Origin of the sequence: Streptomyces sp. ISL-10 (assembly GCF_018614575.1) — a bacterium.
Lineage (GTDB): Bacteria > Actinomycetota > Actinomycetes > Streptomycetales > Streptomycetaceae > Streptomyces.
Genome location: NZ_JAGGOJ010000013.1, coordinates 56,081 through 72,996 on the forward strand (window position 1 = coordinate 56,081; position 16,916 = coordinate 72,996).

Below are 16,916 nucleotides of genomic sequence, written 5' to 3' on the forward strand. Positions count from 1 at the left end.
AGCAGCGTCAGAAGTAGAACAGCGCTTTGTCGACAAGGGAACTGCCGCCTCCGAGGCGGCAGTTCCCTTTTATGTCACAGTTGCATCCCCGCAGGTCAGTCAACTGACGGTATTTCGGACATCGCGCCCGCAACGACCTTGACGCTGTTGCGAAATCTGGGAAAGCTGGCGCGCGGCATGCGTGTTTCCGAGGCGCGTGTGAACGGGGGAGCGGTACGAACCCCTGGTCCGGCTGCCACGGACGCTGTCCTGATGACGATGAGCTACTGGGGGTAGCAAACATATGACGAACAAGACGCGGGTTCGTGTCGCGCGCATAGCCGCGGGCGCGGTGATCGCCGCTGGTGCGTCGCTGACCGCCGCGGGTGCGGCACAGGCCTTCGACTTCGGCGCCTCGGCCGAGGTCGGCGGTGTCGAGGTCCAGGCCGGCATCAACGACGACTGCGAGATCGACCCGACGCTCTGCCAGAGCGGCGGCGGCGACGGCGGTGCCGATGGTGGCGCTGACGGCGGTGCCGATGGTGGTGCCGATGGTGGCGCCGATGGCGGTGCTGATGGTGGCGCTGACGGTGGTGCCGATGGTGGTGCCGATGGTGGCGCTGACGGCGGTGCTGATGGTGGCGCTGACGGTGGTGCCGATGGCGGTGCTGACGGCGGCGTCATCGGTGGCCTGATCGGCGGTGCTGACGGTGGTGCCGATGGTGGCGCTGACGGTGGTGCCGATGGCGGTGCTGACGGTGGTGCCGATGGTGGCGCGGACGGTGGTGCCGATGGTGGCGCGGACGGCGGCGCTGACGGTGGTGCTGACGGCGGTGCCGATGGTGGCGCGGACGGCGGTGCTGACGGCGGTGCCGACGGTGGTGCTGACGGCGGTAACCAGAACGGTGGTACCGACGGCGGCAACGAGAACGGTGGCAACCAGAACGGTGGCACCGACGGTGGCAACGAGAACGGCGGCGGCACCGGTGGCAACGACACCGACCCGAACGGCGGCGTGATCGACGGTGACGCCCCGGTGACCGGTGGCACCGACACCGACAGTGCCGGCTCGCAGCCGGCCGAGCAGGGCAAGGCCAAGGAGGAGCTGGCCGAGACCGGCGCCGCCGAGACCACGTTCCTGCTGCTGGGCGCCGCGACGATGATCGCCGGTGGCATCGGCTTCCGTATGCTGCCGCGCCTCGTCGGTGGCGGACGCGCTGCTGTCTGAGCGACACGCAACGTAACGAGCGCATAGCGCAATGAAGGGCCCGGGTGCCGAGCACCCGGGCCCTTCTGTGTCCTCGGGGAGGAGCTACGCGGTCCTGTAGGCCGCCAGCATCGCCACCGTCGCTATCAGAGCCACCAGCAGCGCCAGCAGCATCACGGGGCTCACGCCACCGAAGGGGCCCTCCTGCTGGAGACGCTCGCGATTGGCCCGGCAGACCGGGCAGCGGCCCTCTGCAACGGGTGCCGCGCAGTTGGCGCACACCAATCGGTCGTAGGTCATGCGCTTTCCTCCTCCCGCGCACCGGAGCCGCAGGCGCGGACCGTCAGCACATTTCTCTCCCGACAACGCACTGGGAAACGCCGCTGTTCCCCTACCACTGTGCCAGCTCGCGCGCTTTTCGGCGCGCCCCGCCGGATTACACCCGATCCGTAACCCGACATAACAGACATGTCAGGGCGGTGACTGCGCGGGCCGGGCCGGTTCGCGTAAGGTCGCGCTCACCTACTCCCGGCCGACCGTGGTGCACCCGTGATCCGATTCGACAACGTCTCCAAGAGCTATCCCAAGCAGAACCGACCTGCCCTGCGCGACGTCTCCCTCGAAATCGAGAAGGGCGAGTTCGTCTTCCTCGTGGGGTCGTCCGGTTCCGGCAAGTCCACGTTCCTGCGGCTCCTCCTTCGAGAGGAGCGCGCCAGCCAGGGCATGGTCCATGTCCTCGGCAAGGACCTGGCGCGCCTGTCCAACTGGAAAGTGCCGCACATGCGGCGCCAGCTGGGCACCGTCTTCCAGGACTTCCGCCTCCTGCCCAACAAGACCGTCGCGGAGAACGTGGCGTTCGCCCAGGAGGTCATCGGAAAGCCGCGCGGTGAGATCCGCAAGGCCGTGCCTCAGGTCCTCGACCTCGTCGGACTCGGCGGCAAGGAGGACCGGATGCCCGGTGAGCTCTCCGGTGGTGAGCAGCAGCGCGTGGCGATCGCCCGTGCCTTCGTCAACCGCCCGATGCTGCTGATCGCCGACGAGCCGACCGGAAACCTCGACCCGCAGACGTCGGTCGGCATCATGAAGCTGCTCGACCGGATCAACCGCACCGGTACGACCGTGGTGATGGCGACACACGACCAGAACATCGTCGACCAGATGCGCAAGCGCGTCATCGAGCTCGAGAAGGGCCGTCTCGTACGCGACCAGGCACGCGGCGTCTACGGCTACCAGCACTGAGCCCGGACAGACTGAAAGGCTGAAAGCACGCCATGCGCGCCCAGTTCGTCATGTCGGAGATCGGTGTCGGTCTCCGTCGCAACCTCACGATGACGTTCGCCGTCATCGTCTCCGTCGCCCTGTCCCTCGCCCTGTTCGGCGGCGCGCTGCTCATGCGCGAACAGGTCAACACCATGAAGGACTTCTGGTACGACAAGGTCAACGTCTCCATCTTCCTGTGCAACAAGAACGACGCGGCCACCTCACCGCAGTGCGCCAAGGGCGCCGTCACCAGTGCGCAGAAGGAACAGATCCAGTCCGATCTGAAGAAGATGGACGTCGTCGACACCGTCGACCACGAGACGGCGGAGCAGGCGTACAAGCACTACAAGGAGCAGTACGGCGACACTCCCATCGCCTCCACGATCACTCCGGACCAGATGCAGGAGTCGTTCCGGGTCAAGCTGCACGACCCCGAGAAGTACAAGGTGGTCGCGACCGCCTTCGCGGGGCGGGACGGGGTGCAGTCCGTCCAGGACCAGCGCAACATCCTGCAGAACCTCTTCGACCTGATGAACGGCATGCGTATCGCCGCGCTGTGCGTGATGGGCCTCATGCTGGTGATCGCGATGATGCTGATCGTCAACACCGTGCGTGTCTCCGCGTTCAGCCGTCGGCGTGAAACCGGCATCATGCGCCTGGTGGGAGCCTCCAGCTTCTACATCCAGACGCCGTTCATCATGGAGGCCGCGGTCGCCGGTGCACTGGGCGGCGCGGTCGCCTGCGTGATGCTGCTCGTCGGCCGTTACTTTCTGATCGACAACGGTCTGGCGCTCGCCGACAAGATGCAGTTGGTCAACTTCATCGGCTGGGACTCGGTGTTCGCCATGCTGCCCCTGATCCTGGTGATCGGTCTGCTGATGCCCGCCGTGGCGGCTTTCATCGCATTGCGCAAGTATCTCAAGGTGTGACAAGCGCCCTGGGCGCCGTACGGTCAACAGCCGTACGGCGCCTTTCGCTTGTCCTAGACTCGACGCCATGTCGGACCCCGAGTTCAGTCCCCGGCCCCACGGCATCCGCCGCGGGGCAGCCCTGACCTTGGTCTTCGGAGCCGTCCTTGCCACCGCCGCCGCCACCGGCGGTCTGCCGAGCGAGGAGCACGAGACGTCGCGCAGACTCTCCGTCCGTGCGGTGGCCCAGGCCGTGGACCGCGACGCGGTCGCCCGGGCCGCCGCCGAGGCGATAGCGGACGGCAAGTCGGGTACCGAGGCGGCGGAGCAGTTCGTCAGCCGCAGCGGCGACCGCTGGAGCGCGGTGTACGACAGCGAGGAGTACGAGGAGTTCGAGAACGCCCTCGACGGCGAGTACACCGGCGTGGGCCTGCGGACCCGGCGCAGCGGCGGCCGCACGGAGGTCGCCGAGGTCCAGAAGGGCGGCCCCGCGGACCGGGCCGGAATCCGGCCCGGCGACCGGCTGCGGACCGTGGACGGGCAGGAGGTGGCCCGGCGTCCGGTCACCGACGTCGTGGCACTGCTGCGCGGGGCTGACGGCACGGACGTCGTCCTCGGACTGGAGCGGGGCGGCCGGCGCTGGACCGAGACCCTGACCCGCACCCTGCTGACCACCGAGACCGTCACCGTCCGCCACCTCGGCGAGGGCACCGTAGTGATCAAGGTGGCCTCGTTCACCAAGGGCTCGGGCGCGCGGGTGCGGGACGCGGTGCGCCGAGCCCCCGAGGGCGCGGGCGTCCTCCTGGACCTGCGGGGCAATGCGGGCGGCCTGGTCTCCGAGGCCGTCACGGCCGCGTCCGCCTTCCTCGACGGTGGCCTGGTCGCCACGTACGACGTGCGCGGCGAGCAGCAGGCGCTCTACGCGGAGGGCGGCGGCGACACCGACCGGCCCCTCGTCGCGCTGGTCGACGCGGGCACGATGAGCGCCGCGGAGCTGGTCACGGGCGCGCTGAAGGACCGCGGCAGGGCGATCACCGTCGGCTCGCGCACCTTCGGCAAGGGGTCGGTGCAGATGCCGAGCCGGCTTCCCGACGGCTCGGTGGCCGAGCTCACGGTGGGCCATTACCGCACTCCGGCGGGTCACAGCGTCGACGGCCGGGGCATCACGCCCGACCTCACGGCCAGTGAGGGGGCCGAGCAGCGTGCGCAGTCGGTATTGAGTGGCCTCAGGGGGGCCTCGTAGTGCGAAAATGACTGCACTATGGCAAAGGAAAAAGGGCGCAAGCTGATCGCGCAGAACAAGAAGGCGCGGCACGACTACCACATCCTCGACACCTACGAGTGCGGTCTCGTGCTGATGGGGACCGAGGTGAAGTCGCTGCGCCAGGGGCGGGCCTCGCTGGTGGACGGCTTCGTCCAGATCGACGGGCACGAGGCCTGGCTGCACAATGTGCACGTCCCCGAGTACAGCCAGGGCACGTGGACCAACCACAGCGCGCGGCGCAAGCGCAAGCTGCTGATGCACCGGGCGGAGATCGACAAGCTGGAGTCGAAGTCCCAGGAGACGGGTCACACGATCGTGCCCCTCGTCCTGTACTTCAAGGACGGCCGGGCCAAGGTCGAGATCGCGCTGGCGAAGGGCAAGAAGGAGTACGACAAGCGGCAGACGCTGCGGGAGAAGCAGGACCGGCGCGAGACGGACCGGGCGGTCTCGGCGGCGAAGCGGCGCCAGCGGGCCTGACCCGCCGCATCCGACCGCCCCGACCGGCTGCCGGGCGACCGGCGACAGGCCACCGGGCGACCGGCGGGAATAGGCTGGCACCCTCGTGCGCTGTTCACGTACGATGGCACCTGCACCCCGGAGACGGGGTGTGCGCCACCTTGATAAATCAACATGGGGATGATCGGTTTCGACAGCGGATGTCGAAGCAGGGGAAGCGAGTCGAGGAAGCGGCAATGATCTCGTAAACCATATGTCGCAAACAATAATCGCCACTTCTAAGCGCGATTCCTCCGCCTTCGCCCTCGCTGCCTAATTAGCAGCTAGCGAAGACTCTGCGGAGTGTCAGCCCGGGGCTGTTCCCGACCCGGATCCTGGCATCGACTAGGGAACTAAACCTCTGAACCCGGTCACGGGGTACGGAGGGAAATCAAACAGTGACTGAGCCCGTCGGAGACTTGTTCGCGTGATCTCCGGGGCCGAGAAAAACGCAGCGAACTGCACTCGGAGAAGCCCTGGTTCTGCACCGTTGGACGCGGGTTCGATTCCCGCCATCTCCACCGATGGAGATCCCGGAGGTGTGACGCCTCCGGATCCCCGCATCCCATGTGGACAAGGCCCGGCAGCTACGGCTGCCGGGCCTTCGTCATGCCCGCCACCGCCAGTGCCGCCGCCGCCGCGCACACCGGGACGGCGTACCCGGTCGCCGGGCTCATGTGCTCCACCACCCAGCCGCCGCTCGCCGCGCCCGCCGCGATGCCCCCGAGCAGCGCGGTGACGGCCAGGGTCATGCCCTCGTTGCTCTGGCCCGGCGGGGTCAGACGCTGGACCGTGGTCATCCCAGTCACCATCGTCGGCGCCGTCGCCATGCCGGCGAGCAGGAGGGCGCCCGCCACGGCGAGGACGGAGCCGGTGCCCGCGGCGGCCAGCAGCGGGAGGGACATCAGGACGGTCATCGCGGTGAGCGTGGTCACCAGCCCGGCGCTCCGCCCGACCCGGCCGTACACCAGGCCGGCGGCGCACGAGCCCCCGGCCTGGAGAGCGAGCACCGCCCCGGCGGCCGGACCGTCGACGAAGGCGAGCGTGACGACCTCCATGGCGCCGAAGACCGCACCCGTGACCAGGAAGACGGCGAGGAGGGCGGGCATGCCGGCGGCGCGCAGCGGCGAGACCGCGAAGGCGCGCGGGGCGGCGGGCGGCTCGGTGGAACGCTGGGCGACGAAGACGAGGACGCCGCCGAGCAGCAGGATCGCGCCGATCAGCGTGCCCGCCTCCGGGAAAAGCGCCGCGCACAGGAACGCCGCGAGGACGGGGCCGAGCATGAAGCAGAGCTCGTCGGCCGCCTGCTCGAAGGAGTTCGCCGTGTGCAGGGCGGCCGCGTCGCCACGGTGCAGGTGCGCCCACCGGGCCCGGGACATGCCCCCGGTGTTGGGCGTGGTGGCGGTCGCCGCGTAGGCGGCGAAGAGCGTCCAGTCGGGGGCGTCGAGGCGTACGCACAGCAGCAGGGCGAGCGAGCCGAGCACGGCGAGCGCGGTGGCGGGCACGGCGACACGGGCTTGCCCGTACCGGTCGACGAGCCGCGCAGTCCACGGCGCGACCAGCGCGGTGGCGGCGAGCCCGGTCGCGGTGACGGCGCCGGCGAGGGCGTACGACCCGCGCGAGCCGGCGATCATGATGACGGCGCTGACGCTGAACATGCCCATGGGCAGCCGGGCGATCAGGGTTCCGGCCGTGAAGGCGCGAGCGCCCGGGGTGGCGAACAGCCGCCGGTAGGGCCCCGGCGGTCTGCGTCGCCGGACGCGCCCGGGACCGTCGTCGAACCGGGGCACGAACGCGGGCGCCCCGGGCGTGATCGCGGGCGGGGAAGCGGGCAGGGAAGGGCGAACGGCCTGGTACGGCCGGGAGGACTGCGGCATGCCTCCACCCTCACGGCCGGTGTCGTGGCCCGTCCAACACCTGATCGACGGCTATTCACGCACCTGTGTTGTGGAAAGTGTTGTTCAATGCAGCGTGTCCCGAGACCTGGAACCCCGCCTGCTGCGCGCCTTCGCCGCCGTCGCCCAAGAGCTCCACTTCACCCGCGCCGCCGCCCGGCTCTACATCGCCCAGCAGGCGCTCAGCCGTGACGTCCGGCGACTCGAACGGGAACTGGGCACCGAGCTCTTCGTACGGACCACCCGCCAGGTGACGCTCACCCTGGACGGCGAGCGTCTGCTGCCGTACGCCCGGCGGGTGCTCGCCGCCCAGGACGAGCTGCTCGCCGCCGCCACCGGAGCCGCCCGCCCGCTGCTGGTCGATCTCAACAGCCCGGGCCCCACCATGACCTCCGCACGCGTCCTCGCCCGCGCCCGCGAGCTCGCACCGGACTGCGAGCTGATGGCCCGCTACGAGAGCGGACTCACCCACGCCGCGGCGGAGATCGTGGCCGGCCGGCTCGACGTGTCCTTCGGGCGCTACGCCGGACTCGAGCCCTCCGTACGGGCGCAGCTGGCCCAGCAGCCCGTACGGCTGGAGCCTATGGCGGTCCTGCTGCCCGAGCGCCATCCGCTCACCGCGCTGGAGCGCGTCCCGCTGAGCGCGCTGGCCGGCGAGACCGTCTACGCCGGTGACGGCAACCCCCGGACACCGGAGTGGACCGACCTGGCGCGCCGGCTGTTCGCCGGGCGGGGCATCACCGTCGCGCCGCCCGCGCCGCTGGCTGTGGGCGAGGAGGAGTTCCGGCGGGTGATGGAGAAGTTCGGCAACCCGGTGCTCGTCGTCGTCGACTTCGCCGCGCTGCCCGGCACCGTACGGCGGCCGCTCGCCGATCCCGTACCGCTGTCGCCGCTCTCCCTGGTGTGGCGCAAGGGGCTGCACCACCCCGGTCTGGACGCGCTGCGCCGGGCCGCGGCAGAGCTCGCCGCGCAGGGGGGCTGGCTGGAGCGGGATCCCGCCGCCTGGCTGCCCGAGCGGGACGCGTCCCTGATGGGTGCGGCCTCCTGAGCCCGCCGTCCGGCGTGCCGGGACCACCGGCTCCGGAGCCGGCCGTCCGGCGACGCCGTGCCCACCGCAGCCCTCGGGCCACGGCGGCGGCCTCACCGAGCCGGGCCGGCGGACGTGAGAGCAAGGTTTCGCACCGGTCACCTCGCGGCACCGGCCTGAAACGCGCCGTCCATAACGTCTGGTCCAGGACCAGACCCAGGTGGAGGCACGCGATGGCAGGCCGGTGGATCGAACAGTGGGACCCCGAGGACGAGACCTTCTGGCAGACGAAGGGGGAGCGGATCGCTCGGCGCAATCTCCTCTTCTCCGTACTCAGTGAACACATCGGGTTCTCCATTTGGAGCCTGTGGTCCGTGATGGTCCTGTTCATGGGACCCGAATACGGCGTCGACCCGGCCGGGAAGTTCTTCCTGATCGCCACCGCGACGGTCGTCGGGGCCGTGATCCGGGTGCCGTACACCTTTGCCGTCGCCCGGTTCGGCGGACGCAACTGGACGATCTTCAGCGCACTGCTGCTGCTCCTGCCGACGGGCGCGGCCTACATGGTGATGGAGCCCGGCACCTCGTACGGCACGTTCATCGCGGTCGCCGCCCTCACCGGCGTCGGCGGCGGCAACTTCGCCTCGTCGATGACCAACATCAACGCCTTCTTCCCGCTGCGGAAGAAGGGGTGGGCGCTGGGTCTCAACGCGGGCGGCGGCAACATCGGTGTCCCCGTCATCCAGCTCGTCTCGCTGCTGATCATCGGCACCGCGGGCGCGGCCCACCCCCGCCTCGTGCTCGGCATCTACCTGCCGTTCATCGTGGTCGCCGCCGTCTGCGCGGCCCTGTGGATGGACAACCTGGCACCGGTCAAGAACGACACCGGGGCCGCGAAGGACGCCGCCAAGGACCCGCACACCTGGATCATGGCCTTCCTCTACATCGGCACCTTCGGCTCGTTCATCGGCTACAGCTTCGCCTTCGGGCTCGTGCTCCAGACCCAGTTCGGGCGGACCCCGCTGCAGGCCGCGTCGCTCACCTTCATCGGCCCGCTCCTCGGCTCGCTCATCCGGCCCGTCGGCGGAGCGCTCGCCGACCGCTTCGGCGGTGCCCGCATCACCCTGTGGAACTTCGCCGGCATGGCCGCCGCGACCGGTGCCGTGGTCGCCGCGTCCGTCCAGGAGTCCCTGGAGGTCTTCCTCGTCGGTTTCATCGCCCTGTTCGTCCTGAGCGGCCTCGGCAACGGCTCGACGTACAAGATGATCCCCGGCATCTTCCAGAACAAGGCGCTGGCGATGGGCATGACCGGCGAGGCCGCGGCCGCCTACGGGCGCCGGCTGTCCGGCGCCTCCATGGGGCTCATCGGAGCCGTGGGCGCGCTCGGCGGCCTCGCCATCAACCTCGCCTTCCGCCAGTCCTTCCAGACCGCGGGCACCGGCACCGGCGCCTTCGTCGCCTTCCTCGCCTTCTACGCGGTGTGCCTCGCCGTGACCTGGGCGGTATACCTTCGCCGGCCCGTCGTCGTCCCCGCGCGCACCGCGGCGACGGAGACGGAGGCCGAGCCGGCCTACGCCAAGGTGTGAACCGGCCACGGGTGTAACAACCACGAAATCTGAGCGATCCGGGCCTGTCACGCGCCTTTGACAGGCTCGGCCGCCAGTTCAGCAGTCCAATGGGGTACATCCAGGGGCACATCCAGTAGGGACGACCGAGATGCACGACCACGGCCAACCTCCCGGCCCGCTCGCGGGCTTCACCGTCGGCGTCACCGCCGCACGCCGCGCCGACGAGCTCGGCGCCCTGCTGCGACGGCGGGGCGCGGCCGTCGTGCACGCCCCGGCGCTGCGCATCGTTCCGCTCGCCGACGACGCGGAGCTGCTCGCCGCCACCAAGGAACTCATCGACCAGGCGCCCGACGTGGTCGTCGCCACGACCGCCATCGGCTTCCGCGGCTGGGTCGAGGCCGCCGACGGCTGGGGCTTCGGCGAGGACCTGCTCGCCCGGCTGCGCGGCGTCGAGCTGCTCGCACGTGGCCCGAAGGTGAAGGGCGCGATCCGCGCTGCCGGGCTCACCGAGGAGTGGTCCCCCGCGTCCGAGTCCATGGCGGAGGTCCTCGACCGGCTGCTGGCCGAGGGCGTCGCGGGCCGCCGGATCGCACTCCAGCTGCACGGGGAACCGCTGCCCGGATTCGTCGAGTCGCTGCGGGCCGCGGGCGCCGACGTCGTGCTCGTCCCCGTCTACCGATGGATGGAGCCCGAGGACCTCGCCCCGCTCGACCGGCTCCTCGACGCGACGATCGCCCGCGGCCTGGACGCCGTGACCTTCACCAGCGCGCCCGCCGCGGCCTCCCTGCTCTCCCGCGCGGAGAGCCGCGGACTGCTGGGCCGGCTGCTGGAGGCCTTCGACCACGACGTCCTCGCGGCGTGCGTGGGCCCTGTCACCGCGCTGCCGCTCCAGGCCGCCGGGGTGACCACCGTCCAGCCCGAACGCTTCCGGCTCGGCCCGCTCGTCCAGCTCCTCGGCGCCGAACTGCCCGCCCGCGCGCGCACGCTGCCCGTCTCCGGCCGCCGCGTCGAGATCCGCGGCCACGCGGTCCTGATCGACGAGGAGCTGCGCCCCGTGCCGCCCGCCGGAATGGCACTGCTGCGCGCGCTCACGGTGCGGCCCGGCTGGGTCGTCTCCCGGGCCGACCTGCTGCGGGTGCTGCCGGGCACGGGCAAGGACGAACATGCCGTCGAGACGGCAATGGCACGCCTGCGCACGGCACTCGGCGCACCCAAACTCATCCAGACGGTGGTCAAGCGTGGCTACCGCCTGGCCCTGGACCCGTCGGCGGACACGAAGTACGCGGACACGTGAGGCCAGGGGGCGCGGCGGTCTCGCGGGGCTCCGCCCCGGACCCAGCGCCTCGATCGCCGGCGGGGCCGGTGGGCCCGGGGCGCGCTGTGCCGCCCGGCGCGCGGTGATCCGGCCGGTCCGCGGCGGGCGCTGCCGGGTCGGCTCGCGGGCGTAGGCGGGGGGAGACCCGGCCCGCGGGCGTGGGCAGACGGGGAGCGGGTCTCGCGGCTCTGCGTTCCTGATCCAGTGCCCCGGTCGCCGGCGGGGCTGACTCGTGTCCCGGGCCCGCGCGTCGTGGGGCCGGATCCGGTCGGATCCGCGAGGTTGCCCGGCCAGGGCGCGGTGATCCGGCTGGCCGGGGCGAGGCGATCGGCTCGGGCCGCGGGGCTCCGCCCCTCACCTCACGCCTCGATCGCCGACGAGGCCTGAGCCGGTCGGGGGCGCGTGGAGGCGGCGGGTTGCGGGCAGGTGGCCCTCCACAGAGCGCGGTGATCCGGCCGGTCCGCGGCGGGCGCTGCCGGGTCGGCTCGCGGGCGTAGGCGGGGGGAGACCCGGCCCGCGGGCATGGGACAGGAGCCGTTCCGCCACGCGGCGCGGCCGGCCCTCGGTTTCCACCCGGCGTGGCGCTTGCTTCGGTCGCATCAGGGGTGCGGCGGTCTCGCGGGCTCTGCCCCGAACCCCGGCCTCGATCGCCGGCGGCGCTGAGTTCGTGCCGGGGTCACGCGTCGGGGCTGGGTCCGGTCGGATCCGCGAGGTTGCCCGGCCAGGGCGCGGTGAGGGAGGGGCGCTGCATCCGGCCGGTCCGCGGGGCAGCCCGGTCGGGGTGACGCGATCGGCTCGGCCTGCGGGGCTCCGCCCCTCACCCCACGCCTCGAACGCCGGCGGGGCTGGAGCCGTCGCCGGCGTGCGGGCTGGGTGGCCGGCCCTCCACGGGGCGCGAGGGGCCGGCGGCACGCGCAGGTGGGAGCGCCGGATCCGGCCGGGTACCAGCGCCTGCGTGCCGGCCTGTTCAACTCCAGAGGGAGACGCGGGCTTTCGGGGGGTCGCGCGGGCGGGCACTCTGGTGGGGAGCGGCGGTCGTGGACTCCGAGGCGGTGGCAGGCACATGGTGGCGGGCACGGGCTCGTACGATTGGCGGTTCGACTCCGGGCGCGTCTGCCTGGATCTCGTGGCCACGGCACCGCAGGCGGACAGGGCAGGCACCTGTGGTGAGCCGCTCGCCGGGCCGGGGAGGCTGGCCTGCTGGCTGGTGGGCGCCGGGCTCGTGCCCGCCGGGACGCGGCTGGGCGCCGTCGACGCCGTATGGGTCGCCGGGTTCGTCGAACTGCGCCAGTCCATTGCCCAGTTGGTGGCTGCCGCCCTGGAAGGGCGGGCCGCGGGACCGGAGTTGGAGACGCTCAACGACCTCGCCGAAGGGCCGCCGCCCGGCATACGGGCCGTACGGGACGAGAACGGCACGCTCGTACGGGCGTTGAGCACCGCGCCGGCGCGCGACGCGCTGCTCGCCGCCGTCGCCCGCGACGCCGTCGATCTGCTCACCGACCCCGTGGCCCGCTCCCGGCTTCGCCGCTGCGAGGGCGACAGCTGCGCCCGCGTCTATCTGGACACCTCCCGCGGCCGGCGGCGGCGCTGGTGCTCCAGCGAGGTGTGCGGCAACCGGGAGCGGGTGGCGCGGCATCGGCGAAGGGCAGCGGCCCATTCATAAAAGATCTTGAATTTTTTTCTCCGCGTGTTGAGTGATCCTTCCGCGGCCCCCGTAGTGAAGGGGGACCAGGTCGCGTCCGCGAGGTCCGCCTGGCAGCAGCCGTGAAAAACAGGGTCTCGACCGGGAGGTTCAGGTGCGCAAGGATGCCGCCGTGGCCGATGACCGTCCGCAACGGGCCCGCCATCGCAGCGAGAAACCACGCATCGACGCCTCCGTCCCCGACGAGGAGTTGATGCGGGCCCTCTACCGCGACCACGCAGGACCGTTGCTCGCCTATGTACTGCGTCTCGTCGCCGGCGACCGCCAGCGCGCCGAGGATGTCGTGCAGGAGACGCTCATCCGTGCCTGGAAGAACGCCGGCCAGCTCAACCGGGCGACCGGCTCTGTCCGACCCTGGCTGGTGACGGTCGCCCGGCGCATCGTCATCGACGGTCACCGCAGCCGGCAGGCCCGGCCGCAGGAGGTCGATCCGTCGCCGCTGGAGGTCATGCCCGCGGAGGACGAGATCGACAAGGCGTTGTGGCTGATGACGCTCTCGGATGCGCTCGACGATTTGACGCCCGCCCACAGGGAAGTCCTTGTCGAGACGTATTTCAAGGGGCGTACGGTCAATGAGGCGGCCGAAACGCTCGGCATACCCAGTGGGACCGTGCGGTCCCGAGTGTTCTACGCGCTCCGTTCCATGAAGCTCGCTCTGGAGGAGAGGGGGGTCTCGGCATGACCAGGTACGAGAAGGAGTCCGTACACGACGCCGTCGGCGCGTACGTGCTCGGCGTGCTCGACGACGCGGACGCCTCCGCCTTCGAGGCGCATCTGGCCGGCTGCGACATCTGCGCCGCCCGCCTCGAGGAGTTCTCGGGGATGGAGCCGATGCTGGCCATGCTGGCCGAGGCGCCCGCGCCGCAGAACGTGCACAGCTTGCCCGGCATGCCGGGCCGCACCGGCTTCCCGCCGCCGCGGCCCGTCCCCGTCGTGCCCACCTCACCGAGCCCCCGCGTGCTCGACGGGCTGCTCAACGAGGTGGCGGCCGGCCGCGCCGCCAAGCGCCGGCGCGGGATGTACCTCCTCGCGGCAGCCGCCGCGCTGATCATCGGCGGTCCGGCCGTCGCGGTCGTCGTCACGGCCGACGACACCACCGGGAACCAGGCCGTCGAACCGCACCCGACCAGCCCCGCCGAGGACGCCTTCTTCAACCACATGCAGGAGAAGGTGCAGGCCACGGATGCGACGACCAAGGTCAGCGCGGTCGTCGGCATGGAGCGCAAGGGCTGGGGCACCCACACCGTCCTGGAGTTGAAGAACGTCAAGGGCCCTCTGAAGTGCAACCTGATCGCCGTCTCCAAGACCGGCGAGCAGGAGGTCGTGACGTCCTGGGCCGTCCCGAAGTGGGGCTACGGCATCCCCGACAGCCCGGACAAGGCGGCCAAGAACCCGCTGTACGTGCACGGCGGGGCGTCGATGGACCGCAACGACATCGACCACTTCGAGGTGCGCACCTTCGACGGCAGGCGCCTGGTCGAGGTCGATGCCTAGGGGTGTCCTGCTCTGATCCACCGACCCCCTGGCCCGCCCGGCGGACGCCCGGGACATACCGCTGTCCCGGGCACGGCCCGGACAGGTGCAATGTCCGCCCCCCTTGGCGTACGGTTGACGGCTGCCCAGTGCACGTCAGATAGGGGGCCTCGGTGGCCGCGCAGGATGCCGCTGAATCGGTTGATTCCGTCGATCGCGTCGATTCCGTTGTCGACCCCGTGATCGGCTCCGCAGCCGACTCGGTGCGGGACCGTGAGATCGCGATCGAGCAGGTCCACCTCGACCGGGTGTACCGCCGTCTCGAGGAGAAGATCCACGAGGCGGAGTTCCTGATGAACGACGCCGCGAAGCGGGGCCAGGTCGGCACCCCCGGCGCGCTCGCCGAACGGGACGCCCAGGTCTTCCGCGCCGGCGTGCACCTGAACCGGCTCAACAACGAGTTCGAGGACTTCCTCTTCGGCCGGATCGACCTGTTGAACGGCAAGGACGGCCAGAAGGGCCCCGACGGTGCGTACACCTCCGTCGAGCCCGCCGACGACGCCGTACGGCCCGACAACACGGCCGACATCGGCGAGACGCTCCACATCGGCCGCATGGGCGTCCTCGACTCCGACTACGCCCCGCTGGTCATCGACTGGCGCGCCCCCGCCGCCGCGCCCTTCTACCGCTCCACGCCCGTCGACCCGGGCCGTGTGGTGCGCCGGCGGGTCATCCGCTCCAAGGGGCGCAAGGTCCTCGGCGTCGAGGACGACCTGATGCGCCCCGAGCTGACCGCCACCCTCGGCGGCGAGACGCTGCCCGTCGTCGGCGACGGCGCGCTGATGGCCGCCCTCGGGCAGGCCCGCAGCCACACCATGCGCGACATCGTCGCCTCCATCCAGGCCGAACAGGACCTGGTGATCCGCGCGCCCGCCGCCTCCGTCACCTACGTCGAGGGCGGTCCGGGCACGGGCAAGACGGCGGTGGCCCTGCACCGGGCCGCGTATCTGCTCTACCAGGACCGGCGCCGCTACGCGGGCGGCATCCTGATCGTCTCCCCGACCCCGCTGCTGGTCGCCTACACCGAGGGCGTGCTGCCCTCGCTGGGCGAGGAGGGGCAGGTCGCCATCCGCGCCCTCGGCTCGCTCGTGGACGGCGTGGAGGCGACGGCGTACGACGAACCCGCCGTGGCGCGCGTCAAGGGCTCCTCCCGGATGCTGAAGGTGCTGCGCAAGGCCGCACGCGGCGCCCTGGAGCAGCCTCCGGCGCCCCGGGGAGGTCAGCTCGCCTTCGGCGAGGAGAGCGGGACGCCCACCCGGCTGCGGGTCGTCGCCTTCGGGCGGCGCCTGGAGCTGGAGGCCGACGAGCTCCAGCGCATCCGCAACAACGCGCTCGGCGGCACCACCCCCGTCAACCTGCTGCGCCCCCGCGCACGCCGGCTGCTGCTGGACGCCCTGTACGCCAAGTCCGGCAGCGCCTCCCGGCACGACGACCCGGAGCTGGCGGCCGAGCTGCGCTCGTCCTTCGACGAGGACGTCGCCGGCGAGGACAGCTTCATCGCGTTCCTGGACGCCTGGTGGCCGGAGCTGACCCCGCGCGGGGTGCTGGCGGCGATGGCGGACGAGAGGCGGCTCGGGCGCTGGGCCCGCCGGGTGCTCACACCGGGGGAGGTGCGCAGGCTCGCCCGTTCCCTGCGCCGCGACGCCCTGTCCGTGCACGACGTGGCGCTCCTGGACGAGCTCGGCACCCTGCTCGGCACGCCCGCCCGGCCCCGCAGGAAGCGCGAGCTCGACCCGCTGGACCAGCTCACCGGGCTGGAGGAGCTGATGCCGCAGCGCGAGGAGTCGCAGCGCGAGCGGGCGGAGCGGCTGGCTGCCGAGCGGACCGAGTACGCGCACGTGATCGTCGACGAGGCGCAGGACCTCACGCCCATGCAGTGGCGGATGGTCGGCCGCCGCGGCAGGCACGCGACCTGGACGGTCGTCGGCGACCCGGCCCAGTCGTCCTGGTCGTCCCCGGACGAGGCGGCCGAGGCCCGTGACGAGGCGCTGGGCAGCCGCCCGCGGCGCAGCTTCGAGCTGACCGTGAACTATCGCAACCCGGCCGAGATCGCCGAGGTCGCGGCCAAGGTGCTCGCCCTGGCGATGCCCGGCATGCGGTCTCCCGCGGCGGTCCGCTCGACGGGCGTCCGGCCGCGGTTCGCCGTCGTCCCCGACGGCGGCGACCTGGCCACGACCGTGCGGGCCGAGGCCGAGCGACTGCTGGCGCAGGTGGAGGGCACGGTCGGCGTGGTCGTCGCCATGAACCGCCGCGAGCAGGCGGCCCGCTGGCTCGCGGGCCTCGGGGAACGCGTGGTGGCCCTGGGCTCGCTGGAGGCCAAGGGACTGGAGTACGACGCGACGGTGTTGGTCTCGCCTGCGGAGATCGTCGGGGCCCCCTCCCGGGACGAAGGCCCGGGGGAGGAGTCCCCGGCCGGACTGCGGGTGCTGTACGTGGCCCTGACCCGTGCGACGCAGCAGCTCACGGTCGTCTCGGACCGCCGTGACAAGCCGGACGGGAAGGGTGTGCCGGACCTGCTGCGGGACTGACGGCGAGTCAACACGCGGTAGGGGAATCACTTGCCCGGGTGGTGCGTTAGCCTGGTTGTGGCACCGGCTCGATCCAAGCCCCCGGGCCCAACCTTCGTCGCTACGAGCGACCACTTGCCGCGAGGCGAGCATGGCGGGTCGGTGCCACTTGAACGACATGGGAACGGCATGGAAGAGGCCCGGAGCACCGTATCGGTGCTCCGGGCCTCTTCTGTTTCCGAACCGCTTCTCGTAT

General features: G+C 71.5%; 14 protein-coding genes and 1 other RNA gene. 13 read left to right on the forward strand and 2 right to left on the reverse strand.

Annotation, left to right across the window (positions count from 1 at the left end; all coding sequences use genetic code 11):
- Positions 1–283: 283 nt before the first annotated feature.
- Positions 284–1,207 carry an LPXTG cell wall anchor domain-containing protein gene (locus tag J7E88_RS16845; RefSeq protein WP_215181819.1) on the forward strand — a complete coding sequence of 308 codons (924 nt, stop codon included), beginning with the start codon at positions 284–286 and terminating at the stop codon, positions 1,205–1,207.
- Positions 1,208–1,291: 84 nt separating this feature from the next.
- On the opposite strand, the gene J7E88_RS16850 is transcribed toward J7E88_RS16845, so the two are convergent.
- On the reverse strand, positions 1,292–1,486 hold the full coding sequence (locus tag J7E88_RS16850) for a hypothetical protein (protein WP_215181821.1): 195 nt from the start codon (positions 1,484–1,486) through the stop codon (positions 1,292–1,294).
- A gap of 249 nt (positions 1,487–1,735) precedes the next feature.
- Between J7E88_RS16850 and ftsE the strand changes: the two genes are divergently transcribed.
- The 5 genes from ftsE to ssrA all read left to right on the forward strand — a co-directional run bounded on the left by ftsE (position 1,736) and on the right by ssrA (position 5,637).
- On the forward strand, positions 1,736–2,425 hold the full coding sequence (gene ftsE, locus J7E88_RS16855) for a cell division ATP-binding protein FtsE (protein WP_147986701.1): 690 nt from the start codon (positions 1,736–1,738) through the stop codon (positions 2,423–2,425).
- Positions 2,426–2,457: 32 nt separating this feature from the next.
- Complete coding sequence (ftsX, locus tag J7E88_RS16860) at positions 2,458–3,375, forward strand: permease-like cell division protein FtsX (protein WP_215181823.1); 918 nt, start codon at positions 2,458–2,460, stop codon at positions 3,373–3,375.
- 67 nt (positions 3,376–3,442) lie between these two features.
- Positions 3,443–4,597 carry a S41 family peptidase gene (locus J7E88_RS16865; protein ID WP_215181825.1) on the forward strand — a complete coding sequence of 385 codons (1,155 nt, stop codon included), beginning with the start codon at positions 3,443–3,445 and terminating at the stop codon, positions 4,595–4,597.
- Between the two features lie 18 nt (positions 4,598–4,615).
- Positions 4,616–5,095, forward strand: coding sequence for an SsrA-binding protein SmpB (gene smpB, locus J7E88_RS16870; protein ID WP_215181827.1), 480 nt, complete (start codon positions 4,616–4,618; stop codon positions 5,093–5,095).
- 155 nt (positions 5,096–5,250) lie between these two features.
- Positions 5,251–5,637, forward strand: a transfer-messenger RNA (tmRNA) gene (ssrA, locus tag J7E88_RS16875).
- A gap of 63 nt (positions 5,638–5,700) precedes the next feature.
- Here the strand turns inward: ssrA and J7E88_RS16880 are convergent.
- Complete coding sequence (locus tag J7E88_RS16880) at positions 5,701–6,990, reverse strand: MFS transporter (RefSeq protein WP_251022757.1); 1,290 nt, start codon at positions 6,988–6,990, stop codon at positions 5,701–5,703.
- A 94-nt stretch (positions 6,991–7,084) separates the two neighbouring features.
- On the opposite strand from J7E88_RS16880, the gene J7E88_RS16885 reads away from it, so the two are divergent.
- The 7 genes from J7E88_RS16885 (at position 7,085) to J7E88_RS16915 (ending at position 16,681) form a co-directional block, all read left to right on the forward strand.
- Positions 7,085–8,056, forward strand: coding sequence for a LysR family transcriptional regulator (locus tag J7E88_RS16885; protein WP_308307518.1), 972 nt, complete (start codon positions 7,085–7,087; stop codon positions 8,054–8,056).
- A gap of 212 nt (positions 8,057–8,268) precedes the next feature.
- Entirely contained in the window at positions 8,269–9,621 is a 1,353-nt protein-coding gene (locus J7E88_RS16890; RefSeq protein WP_215181831.1) for a NarK/NasA family nitrate transporter, read from the forward strand.
- A gap of 130 nt (positions 9,622–9,751) precedes the next feature.
- Positions 9,752–10,897 (forward strand): uroporphyrinogen-III synthase, encoded by a 1,146-nt coding sequence (locus tag J7E88_RS16895; RefSeq protein ID WP_215181833.1) that lies wholly within the window; start codon positions 9,752–9,754, stop codon positions 10,895–10,897.
- A gap of 1,084 nt (positions 10,898–11,981) precedes the next feature.
- A complete protein-coding gene (locus J7E88_RS16900) occupies positions 11,982–12,581 on the forward strand; it encodes an ABATE domain-containing protein (RefSeq protein WP_215181835.1) in 600 nt (199 codons plus the stop codon).
- Positions 12,582–12,714: 133 nt separating this feature from the next.
- Positions 12,715–13,302 carry a sigma-70 family RNA polymerase sigma factor gene (locus tag J7E88_RS16905; protein WP_215181837.1) on the forward strand — a complete coding sequence of 196 codons (588 nt, stop codon included), beginning with the start codon at positions 12,715–12,717 and terminating at the stop codon, positions 13,300–13,302.
- On the forward strand, positions 13,299–14,114 hold the full coding sequence (locus tag J7E88_RS16910; RefSeq protein ID WP_215181839.1) for an anti-sigma factor: 816 nt from the start codon (positions 13,299–13,301) through the stop codon (positions 14,112–14,114). Before J7E88_RS16905 ends, J7E88_RS16910 begins: the two co-directional genes overlap by 4 nt.
- A gap of 218 nt (positions 14,115–14,332) precedes the next feature.
- Positions 14,333–16,681, forward strand: coding sequence for a UvrD-helicase domain-containing protein (locus tag J7E88_RS16915; protein WP_215181841.1), 2,349 nt, complete (start codon positions 14,333–14,335; stop codon positions 16,679–16,681).
- Positions 16,682–16,916 lie beyond the last annotated feature (235 nt).

What these genes read in the sequence shown, in the direction of transcription:
- J7E88_RS16845 (WP_215181819.1), top strand. Translation starts at nt 284, where the DNA reads ATGACGAACAAGACGCGGGTTCGTGTCGCGCGCATAGCCGCGGGCGCG.
- J7E88_RS16850 (WP_215181821.1), bottom strand. Translation starts at nt 1,486, where the DNA reads ATGACCTACGACCGATTGGTGTGCGCCAACTGCGCGGCACCCGTTGCA.
- ftsX (WP_215181823.1), top strand. Translation starts at nt 2,458, where the DNA reads ATGCGCGCCCAGTTCGTCATGTCGGAGATCGGTGTCGGTCTCCGTCGC.
- J7E88_RS16865 (WP_215181825.1), top strand. Translation starts at nt 3,443, where the DNA reads ATGTCGGACCCCGAGTTCAGTCCCCGGCCCCACGGCATCCGCCGCGGG.
- smpB (WP_215181827.1), top strand. Translation starts at nt 4,616, where the DNA reads ATGGCAAAGGAAAAAGGGCGCAAGCTGATCGCGCAGAACAAGAAGGCG.
- J7E88_RS16880 (WP_251022757.1), bottom strand. Translation starts at nt 6,990, where the DNA reads ATGCCGCAGTCCTCCCGGCCGTACCAGGCCGTTCGCCCTTCCCTGCCC.
- J7E88_RS16890 (WP_215181831.1), top strand. Translation starts at nt 8,269, where the DNA reads ATGGCAGGCCGGTGGATCGAACAGTGGGACCCCGAGGACGAGACCTTC.
- J7E88_RS16895 (WP_215181833.1), top strand. Translation starts at nt 9,752, where the DNA reads ATGCACGACCACGGCCAACCTCCCGGCCCGCTCGCGGGCTTCACCGTC.
- J7E88_RS16900 (WP_215181835.1), top strand. Translation starts at nt 11,982, where the DNA reads ATGGTGGCGGGCACGGGCTCGTACGATTGGCGGTTCGACTCCGGGCGC.
- J7E88_RS16910 (WP_215181839.1), top strand. Translation starts at nt 13,299, where the DNA reads ATGACCAGGTACGAGAAGGAGTCCGTACACGACGCCGTCGGCGCGTAC.